This is a genomic window from Bradyrhizobium cytisi, assembly GCF_008123515.1.
GTDB lineage: Bacteria > Pseudomonadota > Alphaproteobacteria > Rhizobiales > Xanthobacteraceae > Bradyrhizobium > Bradyrhizobium cytisi.
Genome location: NZ_VSSR01000035.1, coordinates 1 through 20,557, shown reverse-complemented (window position 1 = coordinate 20,557; position 20,557 = coordinate 1). Strand labels below are relative to the sequence as shown.

General features: G+C 64.5%; 19 protein-coding genes. 13 read left to right on the top strand and 6 right to left on the bottom strand.

What is annotated here, in order from left to right:
- The first annotated feature begins 3 nt into the window (after nucleotides 1-3).
- The 4 genes from FXB38_RS21975 to FXB38_RS21960 all read left to right on the top strand — a co-directional run bounded on the left by FXB38_RS21975 (nucleotide 4) and on the right by FXB38_RS21960 (nucleotide 3,493).
- Nucleotides 4-1,224: a DNA modification methylase gene (locus FXB38_RS21975; RefSeq protein WP_187435051.1), complete on the top strand. Its 1,221-nt coding sequence runs from the start codon at nucleotides 4-6 to the stop codon at nucleotides 1,222-1,224.
- Nucleotides 1,217-1,576, top strand: coding sequence for a DUF5681 domain-containing protein (locus tag FXB38_RS21970; protein ID WP_148753067.1), 360 nt, complete (start codon nucleotides 1,217-1,219; stop codon nucleotides 1,574-1,576). The genes FXB38_RS21975 and FXB38_RS21970 overlap by 8 nt, the downstream gene beginning before the upstream one ends.
- A gap of 11 nt (nucleotides 1,577-1,587) precedes the next feature.
- Nucleotides 1,588-1,911, top strand: a complete 324-nt coding sequence (locus FXB38_RS21965) for a DUF5681 domain-containing protein (RefSeq protein ID WP_148753066.1) — start codon at nucleotides 1,588-1,590, stop codon at nucleotides 1,909-1,911.
- 694 nt (nucleotides 1,912-2,605) lie between these two features.
- Entirely contained in the window at nucleotides 2,606-3,493 is an 888-nt protein-coding gene (locus FXB38_RS21960) for an aldose 1-epimerase family protein (protein WP_148753065.1), read from the top strand.
- Between the two features lie 3 nt (nucleotides 3,494-3,496).
- Here FXB38_RS21960 and FXB38_RS21955 read toward each other — a convergent pair whose 3' ends face one another.
- A complete protein-coding gene (locus tag FXB38_RS21955) occupies nucleotides 3,497-4,345 on the bottom strand; it encodes an MBL fold metallo-hydrolase (protein ID WP_148753064.1) in 849 nt (282 codons plus the stop codon).
- A 39-nt stretch (nucleotides 4,346-4,384) separates the two neighbouring features.
- Nucleotides 4,385-5,593: an acyltransferase family protein gene (locus FXB38_RS21950; RefSeq protein ID WP_148753063.1), complete on the bottom strand. Its 1,209-nt coding sequence runs from the start codon at nucleotides 5,591-5,593 to the stop codon at nucleotides 4,385-4,387.
- A gap of 301 nt (nucleotides 5,594-5,894) precedes the next feature.
- Between FXB38_RS21950 and FXB38_RS21945 the strand changes: the two genes are divergently transcribed.
- Nucleotides 5,895-6,710, top strand: a complete 816-nt coding sequence (locus FXB38_RS21945) for a response regulator transcription factor (protein WP_148753062.1) — start codon at nucleotides 5,895-5,897, stop codon at nucleotides 6,708-6,710.
- 34 nt (nucleotides 6,711-6,744) lie between these two features.
- Here FXB38_RS21945 and FXB38_RS21940 read toward each other — a convergent pair whose 3' ends face one another.
- Nucleotides 6,745-7,884, bottom strand: a complete 1,140-nt coding sequence (locus FXB38_RS21940) for an alpha/beta hydrolase family protein (RefSeq protein ID WP_148753061.1) — start codon at nucleotides 7,882-7,884, stop codon at nucleotides 6,745-6,747.
- 149 nt (nucleotides 7,885-8,033) lie between these two features.
- Between FXB38_RS21940 and pgm the strand changes: the two genes are divergently transcribed.
- The 4 genes from pgm to FXB38_RS21920 all read left to right on the top strand — a co-directional run bounded on the left by pgm (nucleotide 8,034) and on the right by FXB38_RS21920 (nucleotide 12,745).
- Nucleotides 8,034-9,680, top strand: coding sequence for a phosphoglucomutase (alpha-D-glucose-1,6-bisphosphate-dependent) (pgm, locus tag FXB38_RS21935; RefSeq protein ID WP_148753060.1), 1,647 nt, complete (start codon nucleotides 8,034-8,036; stop codon nucleotides 9,678-9,680).
- 271 nt (nucleotides 9,681-9,951) lie between these two features.
- Nucleotides 9,952-11,001, top strand: coding sequence for an aromatic ring-hydroxylating dioxygenase subunit alpha (locus FXB38_RS21930; RefSeq protein WP_148753059.1), 1,050 nt, complete (start codon nucleotides 9,952-9,954; stop codon nucleotides 10,999-11,001).
- 3 nt (nucleotides 11,002-11,004) lie between these two features.
- Complete coding sequence (locus FXB38_RS21925; protein WP_148753058.1) at nucleotides 11,005-11,757, top strand: GntR family transcriptional regulator; 753 nt, start codon at nucleotides 11,005-11,007, stop codon at nucleotides 11,755-11,757.
- 7 nt (nucleotides 11,758-11,764) lie between these two features.
- Nucleotides 11,765-12,745, top strand: coding sequence for a PDR/VanB family oxidoreductase (locus tag FXB38_RS21920; RefSeq protein ID WP_148753057.1), 981 nt, complete (start codon nucleotides 11,765-11,767; stop codon nucleotides 12,743-12,745).
- 30 nt (nucleotides 12,746-12,775) lie between these two features.
- Here FXB38_RS21920 and FXB38_RS21915 read toward each other — a convergent pair whose 3' ends face one another.
- A complete protein-coding gene (locus FXB38_RS21915; protein WP_148753056.1) occupies nucleotides 12,776-13,141 on the bottom strand; it encodes a nuclear transport factor 2 family protein in 366 nt (121 codons plus the stop codon).
- 103 nt (nucleotides 13,142-13,244) lie between these two features.
- Here FXB38_RS21915 and FXB38_RS21910 point away from each other — a divergent pair, with 103 nt between their 5' ends.
- Genes FXB38_RS21910 through hemC form a run of 3 tightly spaced genes read left to right on the top strand, consistent with a single transcriptional unit; the run spans nucleotide 13,245 to nucleotide 16,523 of the window.
- Entirely contained in the window at nucleotides 13,245-13,835 is a 591-nt protein-coding gene (locus FXB38_RS21910; protein ID WP_148753055.1) for a TetR/AcrR family transcriptional regulator, read from the top strand.
- Between the two features lie 54 nt (nucleotides 13,836-13,889).
- Entirely contained in the window at nucleotides 13,890-15,515 is a 1,626-nt protein-coding gene (locus tag FXB38_RS21905; protein WP_148753054.1) for a GMC family oxidoreductase, read from the top strand.
- Between the two features lie 27 nt (nucleotides 15,516-15,542).
- Nucleotides 15,543-16,523: a hydroxymethylbilane synthase gene (hemC, locus tag FXB38_RS21900; protein ID WP_148753053.1), complete on the top strand. Its 981-nt coding sequence runs from the start codon at nucleotides 15,543-15,545 to the stop codon at nucleotides 16,521-16,523.
- A 70-nt stretch (nucleotides 16,524-16,593) separates the two neighbouring features.
- Here hemC and FXB38_RS21895 read toward each other — a convergent pair whose 3' ends face one another.
- Complete coding sequence (locus FXB38_RS21895) at nucleotides 16,594-17,424, bottom strand: tetratricopeptide repeat protein (RefSeq protein ID WP_148753052.1); 831 nt, start codon at nucleotides 17,422-17,424, stop codon at nucleotides 16,594-16,596.
- Nucleotides 17,418-18,071 (bottom strand): FecR family protein, encoded by a 654-nt coding sequence (locus tag FXB38_RS21890; protein WP_148753051.1) that lies wholly within the window; start codon nucleotides 18,069-18,071, stop codon nucleotides 17,418-17,420. The genes FXB38_RS21895 and FXB38_RS21890 overlap by 7 nt, the downstream gene beginning before the upstream one ends.
- A gap of 143 nt (nucleotides 18,072-18,214) precedes the next feature.
- On the opposite strand from FXB38_RS21890, the gene FXB38_RS21885 reads away from it, so the two are divergent.
- Entirely contained in the window at nucleotides 18,215-20,422 is a 2,208-nt protein-coding gene (locus tag FXB38_RS21885) for a VCBS domain-containing protein (protein WP_246230029.1), read from the top strand.
- Nucleotides 20,423-20,557 lie beyond the last annotated feature (135 nt).

The window sequence follows — 20,557 nt, the reverse complement described above, 5'->3', positions numbered from 1 at the left end:
GATGTGTTGCATGGCGCTGCGGTGATGACAAGTCGGGAAGGCCAAGCCTACGCCGGCGATGCCGTCGGCGGGTATGGCCGGGTGCTGGCAGCCGGGAAGCTGGCCATGCCCCGCATCCCGGTCGTCGAAATCCGGCACCTGTCAGCAGCGCAGCTGAAAGCGCTTCGGATCGCTGATAACAAGTTGGGCCAGAACTCGCACTGGGACGAGCGGCTTCTGGGCGAAAGCCTATTGGAGTTGCAGACGATGGAGTGCGACTTCGATCTGTCGATTACGGGCTTCTCCTTGCCCGAGATCGATTTGGCGATCCAGAAGCTGAGCGATCCCGTGGTCGCCGACCCCGATGATGACATCGGCTCGGAGACGGGGGTGGCGGTTTGCCGGATTGGTGATGTCTGGGAACTTGGGCCTCACCGAATCTATTGCGGTGACGCCACGACCGAGCAAGCCTTCACATGTCTCATGAAGGACGAGCGGGCCCAGATCGTGTTCACCGATCCGCCTTACAATGTCCGCATCGATGGACATGCGTCAGGAAAAGGCAAGGTGCGGCACCGCGAATTCGCGCAAGGCGCGGGAGAATTCTCCCGAGACCAGTTTATCGAGTTCCTGACCAAGGTCTGCACTCAGCTCAAGGCGTGCGCAACTGACGGTTCGATCCACTTCGTCTGTATGGATTGGAAGCATCTTGACGAACTGCTGACCACGGGCCGCGCCGTCTATACGGAACTCAAGAATATTGTGGTCTGGGCCAAGAGCAATGCCGGCATGGGGTCGCTGTATCGCAGCCAGCACGAGTTGATCTGCGTCTTCAAGTCCGGCTCCGGGCCGCACGTCAACAACGTCAAGCTCGGCAAGAATGGTCGCAACCGGACCAATGTTTGGGAGTATGCAAGCGCAAGCACGCAGGCTCGCAAGGGCAACAACGTGCTGAAGCTGCATCCGACCGTGAAGCCGGTATCGCTGGTCATGGATGCGCTGCTCGATTGCTCGAACCGTGGTGATCTAGTGCTCGACTGCTTCTTAGGGAGCGGCACTACGCTGCTTGCAGCCGAGCGGACCGGCCGTATCTGCCGTGCCATCGAACTTGATCCCCTTTATGTCGATACCGCAATTCGTCAGTGGCAGAACTTCACGGGATCCGCCGCCATCCGTATGTCGGATGGCAAGCTTTTCCGTGAGATCGAAGCCGAGATCGAGAAGGAAAAGGAAAATCATGAATAGTCAAACTAGCGACAGAGCCTTCCCGGCCGCCGACACGCGATTCAAGCCGGGGCAATCCGGTAATCCCAAGGGACGACCGAAAAAGACCGCCAAGGAGTTTGACCCCGGAAGAAGCCTCCAGGCAGTCGATAATGAGCTGATCTCGGTGACGATCGACGGCAAAGTGGTTTGGATGACCAAGATCGAGATTCATATTCGGCAGTTGTTCACGGGGGCCATCAAGGGAGAGATCGCAGCCGCGAAGGCCATCTTTATGATGGCAGTCGATTGCTCTGCGCCCGACGCGGTCGGACCTCAGCAGATCCAATTTAAGCCCGCGCTTAAGGCATCCAATCCTGGCACCATGAACTAAAGAGAAATGGTATGGGCGACGACATCAAACGGCACGGTCGCAAACGCAGAAAAAAGTCGAGGCCGCGCAAACGACGTAAACCTATCGTGCCTCCGCTCTCGGTCGCGGCACACTTCCGGAGGCTGGCTACAGAGGAAATCGAACTTGAAGTAAATGGCAAGCTCGTGAAAATGTCCCGCTGGGACGCCTACATTAAACAACTCTATAGGATGGCGCTGAACAAGGACACTCGAGCATCGCGACTGATTAGACAGGTCCGTAAGCAGTTCCCCGGCGAGGTGCTTCCCGGAGAGATCATTATCTATCAGCTCAGCGAAGGTGACATGAGACTATAGAGCATCGAAGCAGATCGTGACGCGCCGCCGCCCGTAGACTATGGGAACATCGACGGTCGGCGGTCGCCGGTGAGCCATCATAGGTGGGTGAGATCACCAAACTGATCGGCTCCGTTAACGGGAGACGAGATCTTATCGAGGCGGCAAGATGTATCGGGGCGGGATCATCGCACTTGGCGAAGATCCCGTCCCCTCTTCTATGCGGCGGTGACAGGCACGTCAGTTGGAGAGTCTAATCACCTCGGGGGCGTGGCTGCGAGCCCGTTGTTTCGCTAAATCGCGTCCGTCTCGTACAAGCAGAGGTAGCGCCCAGCGCACGCTTGACTTCTGGCGCAATGCATAGCGGCCCGCAGCCAATGCCAGGTTAGTTTGCGATGCTCCAAGTTCGTGTTCTGTTATCACAGGCGTGCGTCCTGCTATTTTGCAATTTGCGCCCTGTTATCCTTGCCCTTAATCCCTGTTTTCGCAGGGCGGTTCGGAGACCAAAAATGCTTCTGCGACCAGTTTAATGTATTGATGTAATTTATAAATTTGTCATCTGAAGCTTGCTGGTCCACACTGGGCTCGACCTGTTACCAAATAATTTGCACAACTTGGGTCGCAGAGTTGCTTTTCGGAGCTGATCAGTGCCTGGTGAAAACAAAAAAATCCGTAGGATCATTGCTGTGAGGTCAAATATTCAAGAGCGTTGGGCATGAGCGAGGACGACACGCACAGGATCCGCAACGGCCGCCTCACCGCGATCATCAAGGCGCAGGGTGCAGAGCTGTGCTCGCTGAGGGACTGCTGCGGCGTCGAATTCGTCTGGCAGGCAGGTCCCGCCTGGACGCGCCATGCACCGCTGTTGTTTCCGATCGTCGGGCGTCTCGCCAATGACGAAATGCGGTACCGAGGCAAGACCTATCGGATGACGCAGCATGGCTTTGCGCGCGACAGCCGCTTCGTCTGGGCGGAGCGTGGCGAGAACCGTTGCGCGCTCGTGCTTGAGGATAGCGAGGCGACGCGCGAGCTCTATCCGTTCGCGTTTCGGCTGACGGCGGCCTATGCGCTCGATCAGTACGGGCTCGATCTCTCGCTCACGGTCACCAACACCGGCAAGGAGACATTGCCGGCGTCGCTGGGAGGCCATCCTGCTTTCAACTGGCCGCTTCAGGCCGGCGTGCCGAAGGAGAGCTACGCGCTGACATTCACGAACGAGGAGCCGTCTCCGGTTCGCCGTGTCGAGAGCGGACTCCTGCTCGCGGCAACGGATCCGAGCCCCGTCCGAGGCACTGTGCTTCCCCTGTCGGAAGCCCTGTTCACCAGCGACGCCGTTATCCTCGATCCCGTCAACAGCCATGCGGTCCGCTATGCCTGCACGGATGGCACCGGGCCTTGGCTCAAAATGTCATGGCGTGGCTTTCGCGAGCTCGGCGTCTGGTCGAAGCCATCAGGAGCGCCGTTCCTTTGCATCGAACCCTGGCGCGGCTATGCCAGTCCCAAGGAGTTTGACGGCGAATTCAGCGACAAGCCGGGCCTGATGCACATCGCACCCGGCGCAGAGGAGCAGTTGTCGTTCCGGGTCGACGTGGGAACGTCCTAGCTCTCACACCTCAATGCGCGTCAGGTCCTCGCCGAGCACGACAGGGCCCGAATAATCCCGCCTGACATCCGCGAGCAGCGCGTTCAGCATGGTGTCGTCGGTGCGGGGACGGTGATGGGTCAGCGCCAGCTTCTTGACGCCGGCCTTGGCCGCGATCTTGCCGACCGTGTCACCGCAAACCAGCGTGTATTTCGCAAGCCTCCGGAAATGGTCGTTGTTGATCTCCGGCGTCGCAAGAAAGCAAACCTGCACGAGCAGGTCGGCGCCCTCAGCTAGCCGCTCGAGACCGGGGCAGGGGACGGTGTCGCCGGAAATCGCAATGACCTTGCCTTCCGCTTCGAAGCGGTAGCCGAGACACATCCAGCGTGCGAGAAACGCCGGTGACATGTCGAGCCCGTCGCCATGCGAAACGAGCTCGGCGCTGATCTTCCAGCGACCCGTGTCGAGAACGGGGCCGGGAATGATGTCGGTTGCGACGACCGGTTTCCAGCCACCGAACGTCGGCTCACCCTGATCGCGCCAGGCGATGTCCTTGTCGTAGACCTGCGTCACCAGCGTGTTGACGAGCCGTTCGGTATCCAGCGGCCCATAGATGTGCAGATCGTCCTTGCGCCCATGCATCCAGGAATTCAGCATCACATCGTAGAGGGCGCCGATGTGATCGAAATGATGATGGGTGAGAAAGACCGTGTTGATGGCGCCGAGCGGTACGCCGGCCTTGCTGAGCTGCACCATGACGCCGCGGCCCGCGTCGAACAGGATGTTCTCTTCGCCGAGCCTGATCAGCGTAGTCGTCGCCATGCGGCGCGGATCCGGGCGCGGGCCGCCGGTGCCGAGCAGAATGACTTCCATGGCGTCTACTCCAGTGTGAAGCCGGTCGATTTGATCACACTAGGTTCGAAGGCAGCAGCGAGGCAAGCCGCACCGGCCTGCGGGAGCAGGCGCTGAGCGCATGCCTGTCGCGGGGGCGGCGATGCTCGGTTGGATGGTCGAGCGGCTCGATCCGGAAGATGTCAGGCGATGCGCCAGATCCTGCGCGTGCCGCTCGACCAGATGCCAGGTCGCGCGCGCGACCAGATAGCTCAGCGCGGCCGTGACGACATAGGCGAGCAGCAGCGATGCCAGCCCGTCCGCGAACGGCCAGATCTGGCGCAGGCCGAAGATCACCGCGAAATGCGATAGGTACATCGAATAGGAATTGCGGCCGAGCGCCTCGAGTGGTTGCAGGCGGATCGCAAGGCGGATGCACCAGAACACGAGTGCGCCGAGCACGAGGTTGATCACGAGATAGTTGAACTCGTGCGATCCGGTCGCCCGGTCGGCGACAAAGGACAGCGCGACGAAGCCTGCGAGGATCGCGGCGTCAGACTTCGCAAAACCGTCGCGCAGCGTGAAGAACAGCGCGCAGCCGACCAGGAAGACCGGCAACTGGTTCAGGAAGCTGATGTGCAGCGCGTTCCAGACGAACGCCTCGTGGCCGGGGCCGTAATAGGCCGAGAACAGCGCGAACGCCCACGGCTTGAACAGGCAGACATTGACGAGGTGCAGCACGATCGCGAGCGCAAGATAGAGATGACGGCGCGATCCGAACGCCGTGATCACGAACGGGAAGACCAGATAGAACATCATCTCGGCTGCGATCGACCAATCGCCCGGCACGACGCTGTTGACGCTGTCGGGCCAGAAGCCGTGCAGGAACGTCGCGGTCAGGATCACCTGGAGCGGTCCGATGCCGTTCGGTGCGTTGGTGCTCGGGCCCGTGCCGTTGATGACGAGATAGACCGGGATCGCGAGCCAGAACAGCGGCGCGATGCGCAAGAAGCGGCGGATGTAGAATTTGCGCGTCGGGCTCGCTTCGGTGCGCTGTGTCCACATCAGGCACATTGTCATGGCGCTGACGAAGTAGAACACGTTGACGCCGGTCCAGCCGCACATGAAGGCGTAATCGACGGCATGGATATTTGACGGAAAAGATTGCGAGACGTGGATCGCCATCACGCCGACGATGGCGAGGCCGCGCAGGAAGTCGAGGCTGTGCGAGCGGCCGAAGGGCGTTGCGCCTCGGTCGGTCCGACCGGCCAACCGGGCCTGCCCCTGCATCACGCCTGCTCCGTGGTCTTGCCGTTCTCTCGCGCTTGCGATGCGAAAGCATAGAGGCGGTGACGGCCAAACCGAAGCGGAAGCCTTTCTTTACGTTAACCGGCGGTTGAATCCGGATTCGGATGAACGGGCTTGTTGGTGCCGGGCGCGGCCGAAGCGGGGCCGAGTTCCGCGCATCGATGCGCTCAGTGAGAAGTGTGGGCCAATTCATACTTAATACTTCAATACCGTGACCAATATTGTTTGGGCAGCATAACAAGCCTAGTGTTCAAGCAGGCAGTTTCGGGGGCTCGAATAAGCCGTGAATGTACGTTCACAGGACAGCGCGTCGCGCGGCGGCCTGAATTTTCAGGGCGGCTCAAACGCACACAGGACATCCAACATCGTGGCCGATTCCGCACTTCAGGAATTGCGTCCTATCGGGCGCGAGCGATTGATTGTGGTCGAAGACGACCCGGTGATCCGGACGATGCTGGTCGGTTACTTCAGCGAGAACAATTTCGACGTGGTCGGCGCCGGTACCTGCGCGGAATGTCGCCAGGCGCTGCGCGCGCGCACCGACCTGGTCTTCCTCGATTTGCAGTTGCCCGACGGCGACGGCTTCGAGCTCGCCAGGGAGATCCAGGCGACCAGCAATGCGGGCATCATCTTCGTGACCCGCCGCGACACCGATGTCGACCGCATCCTCGGCCTCGAGATCGCCGGCGATCATTACGTCACCAAGCCGATCAATCTGCGCGAGCTGCTGGCGCGTGCGCGCAGCGTGCTGCGGCGGCGCTCGATCGACCGCAAGGCGGCGCGCAACCACAATTCGATCGCCTTCGGCGACTGGATCATCGACCTGACGCGGCGCGAGCTGCTCGGCAGCGACGGCAAGCCGGTGGCGCTGACGCGCGCCGAGTTCGATCTGCTCGCCGCGCTCGTCGGTGCGGATGGCAGGCCGCTCAGCCGCGACTATCTGATCGAGGTCGTCAGCAACCGCCAGGCCGAGGTCGACATCCGCACGGTCGATGCGCTGGTGGCGCGGCTGCGTCGCAAGCTCGTCGGCAGCGGCACGCCCGTCATCGCCACCGTCACCGGTGTCGGTTACAAGCTCGCGCTCAGCGAGCGGCTCTGATCTCAACTGTCGAAAGATCTGATCGCCCGCGCCCCTACCGTATGCGGGCGCTTTGATCCGTGGTGATTTGTCGTGTCGTCCCCGCCAGCTGGTCGTCGACCGCATAGAGCGTGCAGGTCGGCGACCATTTCATGCAGGCCGCAAGCGAATCGCGTTGCGCATCGTCCACGGTGTTGCGCCCCGAGCGCCAGCCGTAACCGCCATTGGGCGATACCGCAAAGGCCTTGTGCGGCATGGTGCTGGCGAGATAGCGCGCAAACTCGGCTTTCGCCGCGTCACTGAAATGGCCCGGCGGCGGCAGCGGATCGGGCGGGCTCAGCATGTCGTGGGCGAGCCCGCGCTCGTGCAGGAAGGCGTCGAGATAAGGCGTCCATTGCGGGCGGCCGGCCACGGAATAGAGATAGTGGCCGTCGTCGCCGTAAGGCGGTGCCGTGACGAATTTCGCGCTGCCGCCGCCGGCGCGAAAGGCGGCATAGAGGCGGCGCGCCAGGTCAGGGCCGAAGTACAGATCGTTGGTCGCGTAGACCCACAGCATCGGCACCCGTGAGGACTTGCCGAAGCTGGCGAAGGCCTGCACCAGCCCATCCTCGTTGCAGACGTCTTCGTCATCGTCGCGCGAGCCGCGGCCGCCGGCAAAGCTGATCGCGGCGACGAGGCCGGGCGGCGGCTGCGCCGTCAGCGCGACGGTGGCGAGCCCGCCGGCGGAATGGCCGGCCGCGATCATGCCTATCGTGGTGACGTCGGACCTGCGCGCCATCGCGTCGATCGCCGCGCGCAAATCCGCGATCGCAACGGCTGCCGCCGGCAAATAGGCGGCATTGGCGCAGCCGCCGGCGCTGTCGGCCCGGCCGCCGGGCGAGGTGCCGTAGCCGCGCCGCATCACGATCAGCGCGGCGAAACCGCGCCGGGCATATTCGAGCGCGATGCCGTAATATGCGTGCGCCGTCATGGTCGCGCGATCGCCAAAGCTGCGCGGCGTGCCGTGGCTGAGCAGCGCGAGCGGATAGCGCTTGGTCCCGGCCGGGCGGACCAGAAACGCCTCCAGTCCCTGCGGCCCGGCTTCCGTCATCGGGATGCGGAGGTCCTCGGTGTAGAATTCCGCGGCCCGCGCTGGCGCAAAGCCCATCGCGAGCGAGCCAATCAGCAGAAATAAGAGCCTGTGAAACAGCACCATGTGCCGACTCGAAAAAAGACCAGATCAAAAGAAGACCATAGCACGATCTCCGGAACAGCCGCCCACCGCGCGTGTTGTGCCCTTGGCGCGGGGCCGGCCGATGCTATGGTGTGGCGCAATCTCTGTACGACAGGACGAGGATATTTCCAGTGGCTGATGTTGATCCCGCGGCGGGCAAAGTGGTCTCGCCGGACGCGCTCGCCAACATTCCGCGGCTCGTGACGGCCTATTTCGCGGGCAAGCCGGACGCGGCGGACCCGGCGCAGCGGGTGGCGTTTGGCACCTCCGGCCATCGCGGCACCTCGCTGAAGAGCTCCTTCAACGAAGGTCACATCCTCGCGACCACGCAGGCCATTTGTGACTACAGAAAAGAAAAGGGGCTGACCGGGCCGCTCTTCATCGGCATCGACACCCATGCGCTGGCCGAGCCGGCGCTCGTCAGCGCCGTCGAAGTGTTCGCGGCCAACGGCGTCGAGGTGATGATCGACAAGGACGGCGGCTACACGCCGACGCCTGTCATCTCGCACGCGATCCTGACCTACAACAAGGGCCGCACGTCGGGTCTGGCCGATGGCGTTGTCGTCACGCCCTCGCACAATCCGCCGGAGGATGGCGGCTACAAATACAATCCGCCGCATGGCGGGCCGGCTGACACGGATGTCACCGGTGTCGTCGAGAAGCGCGCCAACGCCTATCTCGCCGACGGCCTCAGGAGCGTGAAGCGCATCGACTATGCCAGGGCGCTGAAATCGTCGACCGTTCACGCCTACGACTACATTACCCCGTATGTTGCCGATCTCGGCAATGTCGTCGATCTCGAGCTGGTCAAATCCGCCGGCATCAATATCGGCATCGACCCGCTCGGCGGCGCTGCCGTACATTACTGGCATCCGATCATCGCGCGCTATGGCCTCAGGGCCAGTGTCGTGAACGAGGCGATCGATCCGGCCTTCCGTTTCATGACCGTCGACTGGGACGGCAAGATCCGCATGGACTGCTCCTCGCCTTATGCGATGGCGAGCCTGATCGCGATGCGCGACCGGTTCGACGTTGCGTTTGCCAACGACACCGACGCCGATCGCCACGGCATCGTGACGCGCACCGGCGGCCTGATGAATCCGAACCATTATCTGGCGACCGCGATCTCCTATCTGTTCGCGCATCGCCCGAACTGGGGCGGCAGCGCTGCGATCGGCAAGACCGTGGTGTCGAGCTCGATCATCGACCGCGTCGCCAAGAAGCTCGACCGCAAGCTGGTGGAGACGCCGGTCGGCTTCAAATGGTTCGTCGACGGGCTCCTCACGGGCGGCTTCGGCTTTGGCGGCGAGGAGAGCGCTGGGGCCTCGTTCCTGCGCCGCGACGGCACGGTGTGGACCACCGACAAGGACGGCATCATCCTCGGCCTGCTCGCAGCCGAGATCATGGCCAAGACCGGCCGCGATCCGAGCCAGCTCTTTGGCGATCTCACTGCCGAGCTCGGCGTGCCCCATTACGCCCGCATCGACGTCGCAGCGACCGCGCCGCAGAAGAACATTTTGAAATCCGTCACGCCCGAGCAACTTGGACTGAAGGACCTCGCCGGCGATTCGGTCCGCGCCACGCTCAGCAAGGCGCCCGGCAACGGCCAGCCCTTCGGCGGCATCAAGGTCGAGACCGACTACGGTTGGTTCGCCGCGCGGCCGTCGGGGACGGAGGACGTCTACAAGATCTACGCAGAAAGTTTTCGCAGCACCGAGCACCTCAAGCGGATTCAGGAAGAGGCGCAGGCCGGGCTGAAGAAGGTGTTCGGGGCGTAGGGACCGAGCCGAGCGCCGCTATCGTTACCCCCCAGATGATGTCATCACCCGCGAAAGCGGGTGATCCAGTACTCCGCGGCGCCGATTTGATGAATCAACGACCGCCGCGGAGTACTGGATTCCCCGCCTTCGCGGGGAATGACAGCGGAGTTTAATCCTGTATACACAGCATCATAGTCCGGTATTATAATACAGCAATTTAGGCCTTGAATCATTCCGCCTCCCAGTTATTGTATACATAGCGCATACATAAGCCTTGGGAGATCGCCCAATGACAAAACCCTTCCCCATGAACGCCTGGTACGCCGCCGCCTGGGACGCCGACGTCAAGCCGGCGCTGTTGCCGCGGACGATCTGCGGCAAGCACGTCGTGATGTACCGCAAGGCCGACGGCGCGGTGACCGCGCTGGAGGATGCCTGCTGGCACAGGCTGGTGCCGCTGTCCAAGGGCCGGCTCGAAGGCGACACCGTCGTCTGCGGCTATCACGGCCTGAAATACAACGCGCAGGGCCGCTGCACCTTCATGCCCTCGCAGGAGACCATCAACCCGTCTGCCTGCGTGCGCGCCTATCCCGTCGTCGAGCGTCACCGCTACGTCTGGCTCTGGATGGGCGATCCAGCGCTCGCCGATCCCGCGCTGGTGCCCGACATGCACTGGAATCACGATCCGGCCTGGGCCGGCGACGGCAAGACCATCCGCGTCAATTGCGACTACCGCCTCGTGCTCGACAATCTCATGGACCTCACCCACGAGACGTTTGTGCACGGCTCCTCCATCGGCAATGACGCGGTCGCCGAAGCGCCGTTCGACGTCACCCATGGCGAGAAGACGGTGACGGTGACGCGCTGGATGCGCGGCATCGAGGCGCCGCCGTTCTGGGCCAAACAGCTCGGCAAGTCCGGCCTCGTCGACCGCTGGCAGATCATCCGCTTCGAGGCCCCGTGCACCATCGCCATCGACGTCGGCGTGGCGCCGGCCGGCACCGGCGCGCCGGAAGGCGACCGCTCGCAGGGCGTCAACGGTTTCGTGCTCAACACCATCACGCCCGAGACCGAGAAGACCTGCCACTATTTCTGGGCGTTCGTGCGCAACTATCAGATCGGCGAGCAGCGCATCACCACCGAAATCCGCGACGGCGTCTCCGGCATCTTCCACGAGGACGAGCTGATCCTGGAGGCGCAGCAGCGCGCCATGGACGAGAACCCGGACCGCATCTTCTACAATCTCAATATCGACGCCGGCGCGATGTGGATGCGCAAGCTGATCGACAGGATGCTCGCGAAGGAGAACCCGCCGCAGCAGCTCCAGGCCGCGGAGTAGATCATGGCCGAACGTGAGGTCGACCGCTCCGTCTCGCAGACCGTGAAGGCGCAGCTCGCGTTGCGCGACCAGATCCTGTCGGGGACTTTACGTCCCGGCGAGCGCATCTCCGAGCTGCAGGCGGTGGAGACCACCGGCGCCTCGCGCACGCCGGTGCGCATGGCGCTGGTGCGGCTGGAGGAGGAAGGCCTGCTGGAGGCGATCCCCTCCGGCGGCTTCATGGTGAAAGCGTTCTCCGAGCGCGACATCTCCGATTCCATCGAGCTGCGCGGCACGCTGGAAGGCCTCGCCGCGCGCTTTGCCGCCGAGCGCGGCGTCTCCGCGCGCGAGCTCGAGCCGCTCAAGGAGTGCCTCGCCGCGATCGACGAGCTGCTGCGGCAAGTGCCGATCTCGATCGAAGCGTTCTCGTCCTATGTCGCGCTGAACGCGCGCTTCCACGCGCTGCTCACCGAATTATCGCGCAGCCCGCCGCTGATCCGGCAGATCGACCGCGCCTCGGCGCTGCCGTTCGCCTCGCCGAGCGCCTTCGTGATGGCGCAGTCGGCACTGCCCGAGGCGCAGCAGATCCTGATCATCGGGCAGGAGCACCACCGCGTCGTGATCGACGCGATCGAGAACCGCGAGGGTGCGCGTGCCGAAGCCGTGATGCGCGAGCACGCCCGGCTCGCGGTGCGCAACTTAAGGCTCGCGCTGCGCAACCGCACCCATCTCGATTTGCTGCCGGCGCTGGCGCGGATCATGACCGCAACCGATTGAGGGCACCATGCGCTTCGTCGAAACCTGGATTCCCGCCACGCTCGTCTCGACCCGCGATCTTGCGCCCGCCATCCGCGAATTCCTGATTCGGCCCGACCAGTTCGATGGCAGCGCCTATCCGGTCGGCAGCCACATCAATGTCAGCGTCACCATCGACGGCCAGCCCGAGACACGGTCCTATTCGCTGGTCGGTGAAGCCTCGCCGCAAGGCTTCAGGATCGCGGTGCGCCGCGCGGAGGATTCCCGCGGCGGCTCACGCTACATGTGGCAGCTCGCGCCGGGCGCACGGCTCGACATTACGCGGCCGTCGTCGCTGCTCGCGGTCGATTGGACGCGCCAAAACTATTGCCTGATCGCCGGCGGCATCGGCATCACCCCGATCATCAGTGCCGCACAGGCGCTGGCGCGCCGCGGCGCCGCTGTCACGCTGCACTACGCCGTGCGCGGGCGCGCTGACGCCGCCTATCTCGACGAGCTCTCAAGCCTGCTCGGCGACCGCCTGGTCGTCCATGCCAGCGATGAAGGCAAGCGGCTCGATCTCGACAGCCTGTTCGCCGCACTGCCGAAGGGCACGCTGACGCTGTTCTGCGGCCCGATGCGCATGCTCGATGCCGCCCGCCACGCCTGGATCGGCGCCGGGCATCCGCTTCCCGATCTCCGCTACGAGACGTTCGGCTCCAGCGGCACGCTGCCGACAGAGACGTTCCGCGTGCGCCTGAAGGGCTCCGGTGTCGAGCTCGAAATCCCGCGCGAGCGCTCGATGCTTGATGTCCTCAACGCCAGCGGCTTTGAGGTGATAGCCGACTGCAAGCGCGGCGAATGCGGCCTCTGCGCCATCGACGTCGTCGAGGTCGACGGCGAGATCGACCATCGCGACGTCTTCTTCAGTGATCACCAGAAGCAAAGCAACCAGAAGATCTGCGCCTGCGTTTCGCGCGCGCGGGGAACCATCACCGTGGATACGCTGCTGCGGGCGGATGCGGTTTGACGTTAGCAGCTCGGCCTTGAGGGCGCCCGTTCATCGTCCCATCTGCTTCGGATCGTAATAGAACCGCTCCTCGATCAGCTGGTCGCCCCGCCAGGTCTGCCACGCGATTTCGTCGAGTGTCCGCGTCACACCTTCGGCATTGGTGAAGCTGAACTTCCAGCGTGAGGCGACATTATTGCCTTCGATCAGGCTCGGCCCGATCCGCACCGCCTTGACTTCCTTGAAGGCCGCCAGCACGCCGCGCTCTTTGGCCGCGAGCTTGTCGCGACCGACCATGGGTTCGGTCTGGTTTTCATACGTCGCGGCGTCCGGAGAGTAGTAATCGAGGATCGCTCCGACAAAATCGCCATCCTCCAACCGCTTTGCAAAGGCTTCGACAATCTCACGGCTCGGCATTGGCAGCACCTCGGGGCTATAAACCGACTGACGGTCGGTAAATACCGACCCTTGGTCGAAAAGTCAACTGGTGGGATCCGCCGAATTGGACTAGACGGGGCTGATGGCGAAGCAGGCGGAGCGGCGGGCCGCGACATCGGAGGCGATCCTGACGGCGGCGCGCCGGTTGTTCGGGATGCAAGGGTTTGCCGCGACGACGATGGACGAGATCGCCGAAGCCGCCGGCGTCGCCAAGGGCGCGGTCTATCATCACTTCAGGACCAAGGAGGCGCTGTTCGAAGCGGTGTTCGACCTGGTCTCGCGCGACCTCGTCGCCGAGATCGACAGCACCGCGCGCGCCGAGAAGGACGTGCTGGCCGCGATGGTCGCCGGCACCCAGCATTATTTTGCTGTGACCGCCAAGGGGCCGACCGGCCAGATCATTCTGCGCGACGGTCCGGCCGTGCTCGCCTGGGAGCGCTGGCGCGAGATCGATGCCAAACACTTTGGCGGCAAGATGCCGCGCGCACTCGCGGTGGCGATGGAGGCCGGCCTGATCGCAAGGCAGCCGGTCGAGCCGCTGGCGCGGCTGCTGCTCGGTGCGGTGACGGAAGCCGCGGTCGCTTGCGCCGGGCGCGCCGATATCGCAAGGGCGGGAGCGGAATATGCCCGTGCGTTCAAGTCGCTGGTCGAGGCGCTGCGCCTCCGCGCATGATTGTGCTAATCACGACACTGGAAACGCCCACACCGACAAGAAGAACAATAGCGCATGAACGCAAATTCCATTCTCGCCCCGTCCGATCCCGAGTTCGACTACATCATCGTCGGCGCCGGCTCTGCCGGCTGTGTGCTCGCCAACCGGCTGTCGGCGAACGGTAAGCACAGCGTGCTGCTGCTCGAGGCCGGCCCGAAGGATTCCAACATCTGGATCCACGTGCCGCTCGGCTACGGCAAGCTGTTCAAGGAAAAGACCGTCAACTGGATGTACCAGACCGAGCCGGAGCCCGAGCTGAAGGGCCGCCAGGTGTTTCAGCCACGCGGCAAAACGCTGGGCGGATCGAGCTCGATCAACGGCCTGCTCTACGTGCGTGGCCAGCACGAGGACTACTATCGCTGGCGCCAGCACGGCAATGCCGGCTGGGGTTATGATGACGTGCTGCCCTATTTCAAGAAGGCGGAGAACCAGACGCGCGGCGCCGATCAATATCACGGCAGCGGCGGGCCGCTGCCGGTCTCCAACATGGTCGTGACCGATCCGCTGTCGAAAGCCTTCATCGACGCCGCGGTCGAGACCGGTTTGCCCTATAATCCCGATTTCAACGGCGCCACGCAGGAAGGCGTCGGCCTGTTCCAGACCACAACGCGCAACGGCCGTCGCGCCTCGACGGCGGTGGCCTATCTCGGCCCTGCGAAGACGCGCAGCAATCTCAAGGTCGAGACCGAGGCGCTCGGCCAGCGTGTGCTGTTCGAGGGCCGCCGCGCGGTCGGCGTCGAATACCGGCAAGGCGCAACTGTGCGCCGCGCACGGGCGCGGAAGGAGGTCGTGCTGTCGAGCGGCGCCTACAACACGCCGCAGCTCCTGCAGCTCTCCGGCGTCGGGCCTGCGGATCTCCTGCGCAAGCACGGCATCGACGTCGTGCTGGACGCAGCTGGCGTCGGTCACGATCTCCAGGACCACATGCAGGTTCGCATCGTGATGCGCTGCTCGCAGAAGATTACGCTCAACGACACCGTCAACCATCCGCTCCGCCGCACCTTCGCCGGCGCGCGCTATGCGCTGTTCCGGAAAGGCTGGCTGACGATCGCGGCCGGCACGGCGGGCGCTTTCTTCAAGACCAATCCGCGGCTGGCTTCGCCCGATATCCAGGTGCACTTCCTGCCGTTCTCGACCGACAAGATGGGCGAGAAGCTGCATGATTTCTCCGGCTTCACGGCGTCGGTGTGCCAGCTCCGGCCCGAAAGCCGTGGGTCCTTGCGCATCCGGAGCGCGGACCCGAACGTGCCGCCCGAAATCCGCATCAACTACATGTCGACCGAGACCGACCGCACCACCAACGTCGAGGGCCTCAAGATCCTGCGAAAGATCTTGCATGCGCCGGCGCTGAAGCCCTTCGTGGTCAGCGAGTACGATCCCGGCGCGAAGGTATCCACGGACGCCGAGCTTCTGGATTATTGCCGCGAGCGCGGCAGCACGATCTACCATCCGACCTCGACCTGTCGTATGGGCAATGATGCGCTCGCGGTGGTGGACCAGCGGCTGAAGGTGAGGGGGCTCGAGGGCCTGCGCGTCGTCGACGGTTCGATCATGCCGGACCTCGTCTCCGGGAACACCAACGCGCCGATCATCATGATCGCGGAGAAGGCCTCCGATATGATATTGGAGGATGCGCGGTAAACCCGCGCGTCTCGAAAGGACAAGAGCTTGGCTACGCGTTTCAAGATCGGCACCCGCAAGAGCGCGATGGCGCTGGCACAGACGGACGAGATCGCGCGCCGCCTGACCGCCGCCATACCCGGTCTCGATGTCGAGATCGTCAAGTTCGACACGACGGGCGATCTCGACCAGACCAGCAAGCTCCTGCCGCACGGCGGCAAGGGCGGTGCCTTCGTGGCGCAGATCCGGGCCGCCGTGCTGTCGGGCGAACTCCAGGCCGCGATGCACTCCCTGAAGGACATGCCGGGCAACGAGGACACGCCCGGCCTCGTCATCGGCGCCACTCTCTCGCGCGATCCCGCGAGCGATGCGCTGGTGCTGCGCGACGGCGTCACGCTGGCAGCGCTGCGCCAATCGCGCGGCAAGGGTTTTAAGATCGGCACCAACGCCGTGCGCAGGGCCGCCTATGCGCGGCGGCTGTTTCCCGAGATCGAAGTCATCCACTTCCGCGGCGCCGCCGACACGCGCGTGCGAAAACTCGACAATGGCGAGAAGCAGAAGCTGCCGGATGGCGGCGCGGTGGGACCCGCGGACGCGTTGATCATGGCGCGCTCGGGTCTCGATCGCGTTGGTCTTTCCAGCCGCATCGCCTACGAATTCACCGCGACCGAAATGCTGCCGGCAGCGGGGCAGGGCATCGTCGCGGTCGAATGCGCGGCGCAGGACTGGCAAACGCGGAAAATTCTGTCGTCGATCGACGATCCCCTAGCGCACGCCTCTGCCGACGCCGAGCGCGAGGTGCTCTGGGTGCTCAACGGCCACTGCAATTCGCCGGTGGCGGGTTTCTCGACCATATCAGGCGATCAGATGACGCTGGCTGCATCCGTGCTCGATCTCTCCGGCAACACCATCATCGAAGCCTTGCGCGCAGGACCCGCCAATCGCCCGCGCGAGCTCGGCCGTGCGGTCGCTCTGGATTTGCTGGACAAGGGCGCCGCCGAGATCATCGAGCGCAGCCGGCCGCGGTAATCCGTGTACCCATAGGTCCAGTGGAGTGCCTCGGTTCAGACCAGATGGACAACCTCCTAACAGACCACACCTAGTGCACGCCATAGCGCGCGAATTCCTCCGCGATGTCGGTCCGGAGGGCCTTCGCGGCCGCGACGTCGGCATCGCCGGCGGCGATGTCGCCGCGGCGGGCCTTCGCCAGGCCCCGGCCGTACAGCGCGGCCGCCAGCTTCGGGTCGATGCGGAGCGCGGAATCGTAGTCGGCGATCGCCGCCGCGAAACGTCCGGCCCTGAGGTTCGCCAGCGCGCGGGAATCGTAGGTCGCCGAGGTGTGGGCGCCGGTGCCGATCGCCCTGTCGCAAGCCTCCATGGCGTCCCGCGCCTCCGTCGAACTCGCCCGGATCCAGCAGAGGCCGCTCCAAGCCCCTTCTAGGTCGGGGTCGAGACGCACCGCTTCGGCGTAGTCGCGCTCCGCGCGCGTCGGATCGCCCTTCTTCAGCCGGGCCTCGGCGCGGTTGGCGAAGGCCCGCGCATAGGTCGGAGCGAGGTCGACGGCCCGGTCGAAATCCTCGATCGCGGCGTCGTAGTCGCCCTTTCTCAGTCTGGCCGCTCCGAGGTTGTTGACGGCCTTGACGAAGGCCGGATCGACCGCGATGGCGCTTTCGAAGTCGGCCGCGGCATGGTCGTAGTCGGCCTTCTCGGCGTAGGCGACGCCGCGGTTGTTGTAGGCGATGGCGAGGGAGGACGGGCCGCCCTGGTTCGCCTCGATGAAGGCCGAGCAGGCCATGATCCGCATGTCGGGGGCGGCGGCGCCGTTGCACAGCTCGACGTTCCGGAACTGGCCTTCGTTCGGCTTCTGTGCGGCGGCCGGCACGAGCAGCAGGATCACGATCGACGCCGCCCCGAGGCGCGCGTTCAGCATCCGCGGCAGATGCCGGGGGTACGCTCGGCCCTCCCCTCCCGCGCCGGAGCGGCCGCCCTGCGCTTCGGAACGCCGCTCTTGTCCAGCACCCGGTCCTTGCCCTCCTCGATCAGGGTGGAGAACCTGACGGTGCCGTCGTCGGAGACCTCGATGTGGGGCGTGGTGCCCCGGATGCCCATGGTCGCCACCGGAGTGTCGACCTTCATGTCGCCGCTCTTGGCGACGGCACCGGCCACGAAGGTGGCCGTCCCCCTGGTCAGGTTGAACAGGCTCGCGTTGGATTTGGCGCCCGGGTCGTAGACGAATTCGCTCATCTCCATGCTGGCGTTGCTGGACAGATTGAACGAAGAGCCGTCGGCGAAATTGATGCCGAGCTTGCCGTCGGCGCCGGTCTTGACCACGTCGCCCTGGTAGACTGGGTCGCCGACCTTGACGGCCGCCTTGTCGTCGGAAAGGGCGGTCTGGACGACGGCCGCGCCGACGTGCTCGACCGCCACCTTGCCGACGATCATTACGATCTTGCCGATGGGTTTGACGTCGGATGGCGGCGCGTTCTGCGCCGACGCGCTCCGGGATGCGGTCATGCCGAGACACAGGAAGCCGAGACACAGGGCCGCGAGGCCCGCCATCGTCCGTCGCGCGTCCATGCCGCTTCTCCCTTCGCGAGAAGAGCCCCATCATCGCACCCCGCGAATGATGGCAGAGCCGCGCGAGACGGGCCAGATCGGGCTTTGGACTACCACTTAATAGTCAGTCGGGCCCGCGTTCATGCTGCGCGGCGTGCCCTGAAATGGCGTATTTCCGAGTGCGCAAGGCGGGCGGATGCGGCGGCATTGGCACGATCCGGAACAACAACATGCGAGACGTGGCGATGTCGCCGGCACGGGTCTTCGACGGTCTACGACGCACGCCGCCCGGCGGCCGGCTCGGCGTCGCGTCCCTGACCGGCGGGATTTCCTTCGTGGCGCTGATCCTTTCCGCGCTGAAGGAGGCGTGGGGCGCCGATCCGGACGTCGCGCTGTTCGATCACGACAGCATCACTTACAAGGATTTCGCGCATGGCTCCTTCGAGCTCGTCACCAAGGAGGCTGTCCCGCGCCACATCATCGTCGACGATCCCGGACAGACCGTCGTCCTGAGCAAGGTAGGGTCCTCGGTCAGCTTCGCCCAGGTCGCCAATAACGCGTCGCAGATGGGCGACCTGCAGGCCCAGCAACAGGACGTGCTCGCGAACTATTCGCGGGAGCACGGGCCGCCCGGCTCCAGCACGCCGCCCGGCGAGGCCGATCTGTCGCCGCAGCCGATCAATTTCGAAGCTCCGGACGGGCCGACGGCGCCGCATACCCTTCAGGGACTGGTTGTGCCGGCGAGCTTCGTCCCGGATGCGCCGTTGATCCATTCGGTGCCGACCCTGAACCTCGGCTCGGCTCCGGTCGAGATCGACACGGTCGTGTTCGACGACTTCTCCGCGTCCAGCGGCAGCTTCTGGGCCTCGAGCTTCGGCTCCGGCGGCGCGCCGACCTTCGGCATCGCCGGCGGGATCGGCGGCCCCTTCACGGTGGCGGGCGCGAACTTCGACGTCGAGAAGCCGGGCTCGTTCGGAATCCTCTACGTGAACAGCCATACCGGCGCCTACACCTACGTACCCAACAACGACGCCATCAACGCGCTGAAGGCTCCCAGCGCCGACAACTTCACGATCACCGCCTCCGACGGCTTCGCCTCGGCGAGCCAAAGCTTCACCATCGACATCCACGGGACGGACGACGCGTCCGTGATCTCCGGCGCCACCGCCAGATCGGTTGCCGCCACCGCCATGGCCTTTGCGGCCGGTCACGACGTCCATGCCGCGCCGACCGCGAGCGGCACGCTGACCGACGCCGACGTCGACGATCCCGCCAACACGTTCACCGCGGTGAGCACACCCCACGCCAGCGACCACGGCTACGGTACCTTCACCATGACGACCGACGGGCACTGGACTTACACGCTCGACGACGCCAATCCGGCCGTGCTCGCGCTGAAGGCCTGCGACACGACGACGGACACTTTCACCGTGACCACGATCGGCGGCACGCCGCAGACGATCACCGTGACCATCCAGGGCGCGGACGATCCGTCCGTCGTCTCTGGCGACACGCATGGACGCGTGGTCGAGGCCGGCGGGGTCCACAACGCCGACCACGGCGTCCCGACCGCCAGCGGCGTGCTGACCGCCGTCGACGTTGACGGACCTTCGAACGACTTCGACGCGGTCGCCTGTCCCGAGACCAGCGACAACGGCTACGGCACCTTCACCATGACGCCCGACGGGCACTGGACCTTCGCACTCGACAACGGCAATTGCGCGGTCCAGGCGCTCAACGTCGGTCAGAGCCTCACCGACAGCTTCACGGTGAAGACGGCGGACGGGACCGCGCAATCTGTGAGCGTCACGATCGAGGGCAGCAACGACGCGGCGACGATCTGCGGGGATACCCACGGATGCGTGACCGAACCGAACTACTCCTGCCTGCCGCCGCCCAGTGCCAGCGGCACGTTGAGCGACAAGGACGTGGACAATCCGGACGATACTTTCACGGCGACGACGTGCCCTCAGGCCAGCGAGCACGGCTACGGCAGCTTCACCATGACGGCCGACGGCACCTGGACCTACACGCTCGATCCGGGCAACCCGGCGGTGGAGGCCCTGCGGTCCTGCGATACGCTGACCGACTGCTTCACCGTGACGACGATCGACGGGACGCCCCAGACGGTGAGCGTGACCATCCAGGGCGCGGCGGAGGCCGATTCGTTCCGGTTCAAGGAAAGCTTCGGCTCCGGCCATGCGGCCCCCACGCCGGCATCGTCCGCCGAGGTCGTCCATGCGGCTTTCGCCGACGCCGCTCATCCGATGCCACTTCTGCCGGACGACCTGCACTCCGTCGGGCACGACGCGGGCCCATACGAGGCGGCCGCCGTCGGGTTCCATCCGCCGCAGCACGATCTGATCTTCTGAGAGCCGGTTTCCGGCCGGCGGACTTTGCGCTTTACGGGGACGCTTCTGGACTGCACCCCTCAAGTGAGACACGATAATCTCGGGTATTACGGTATTACGGTGACACCCATTAGGTATTACGGTGACACCCATTAG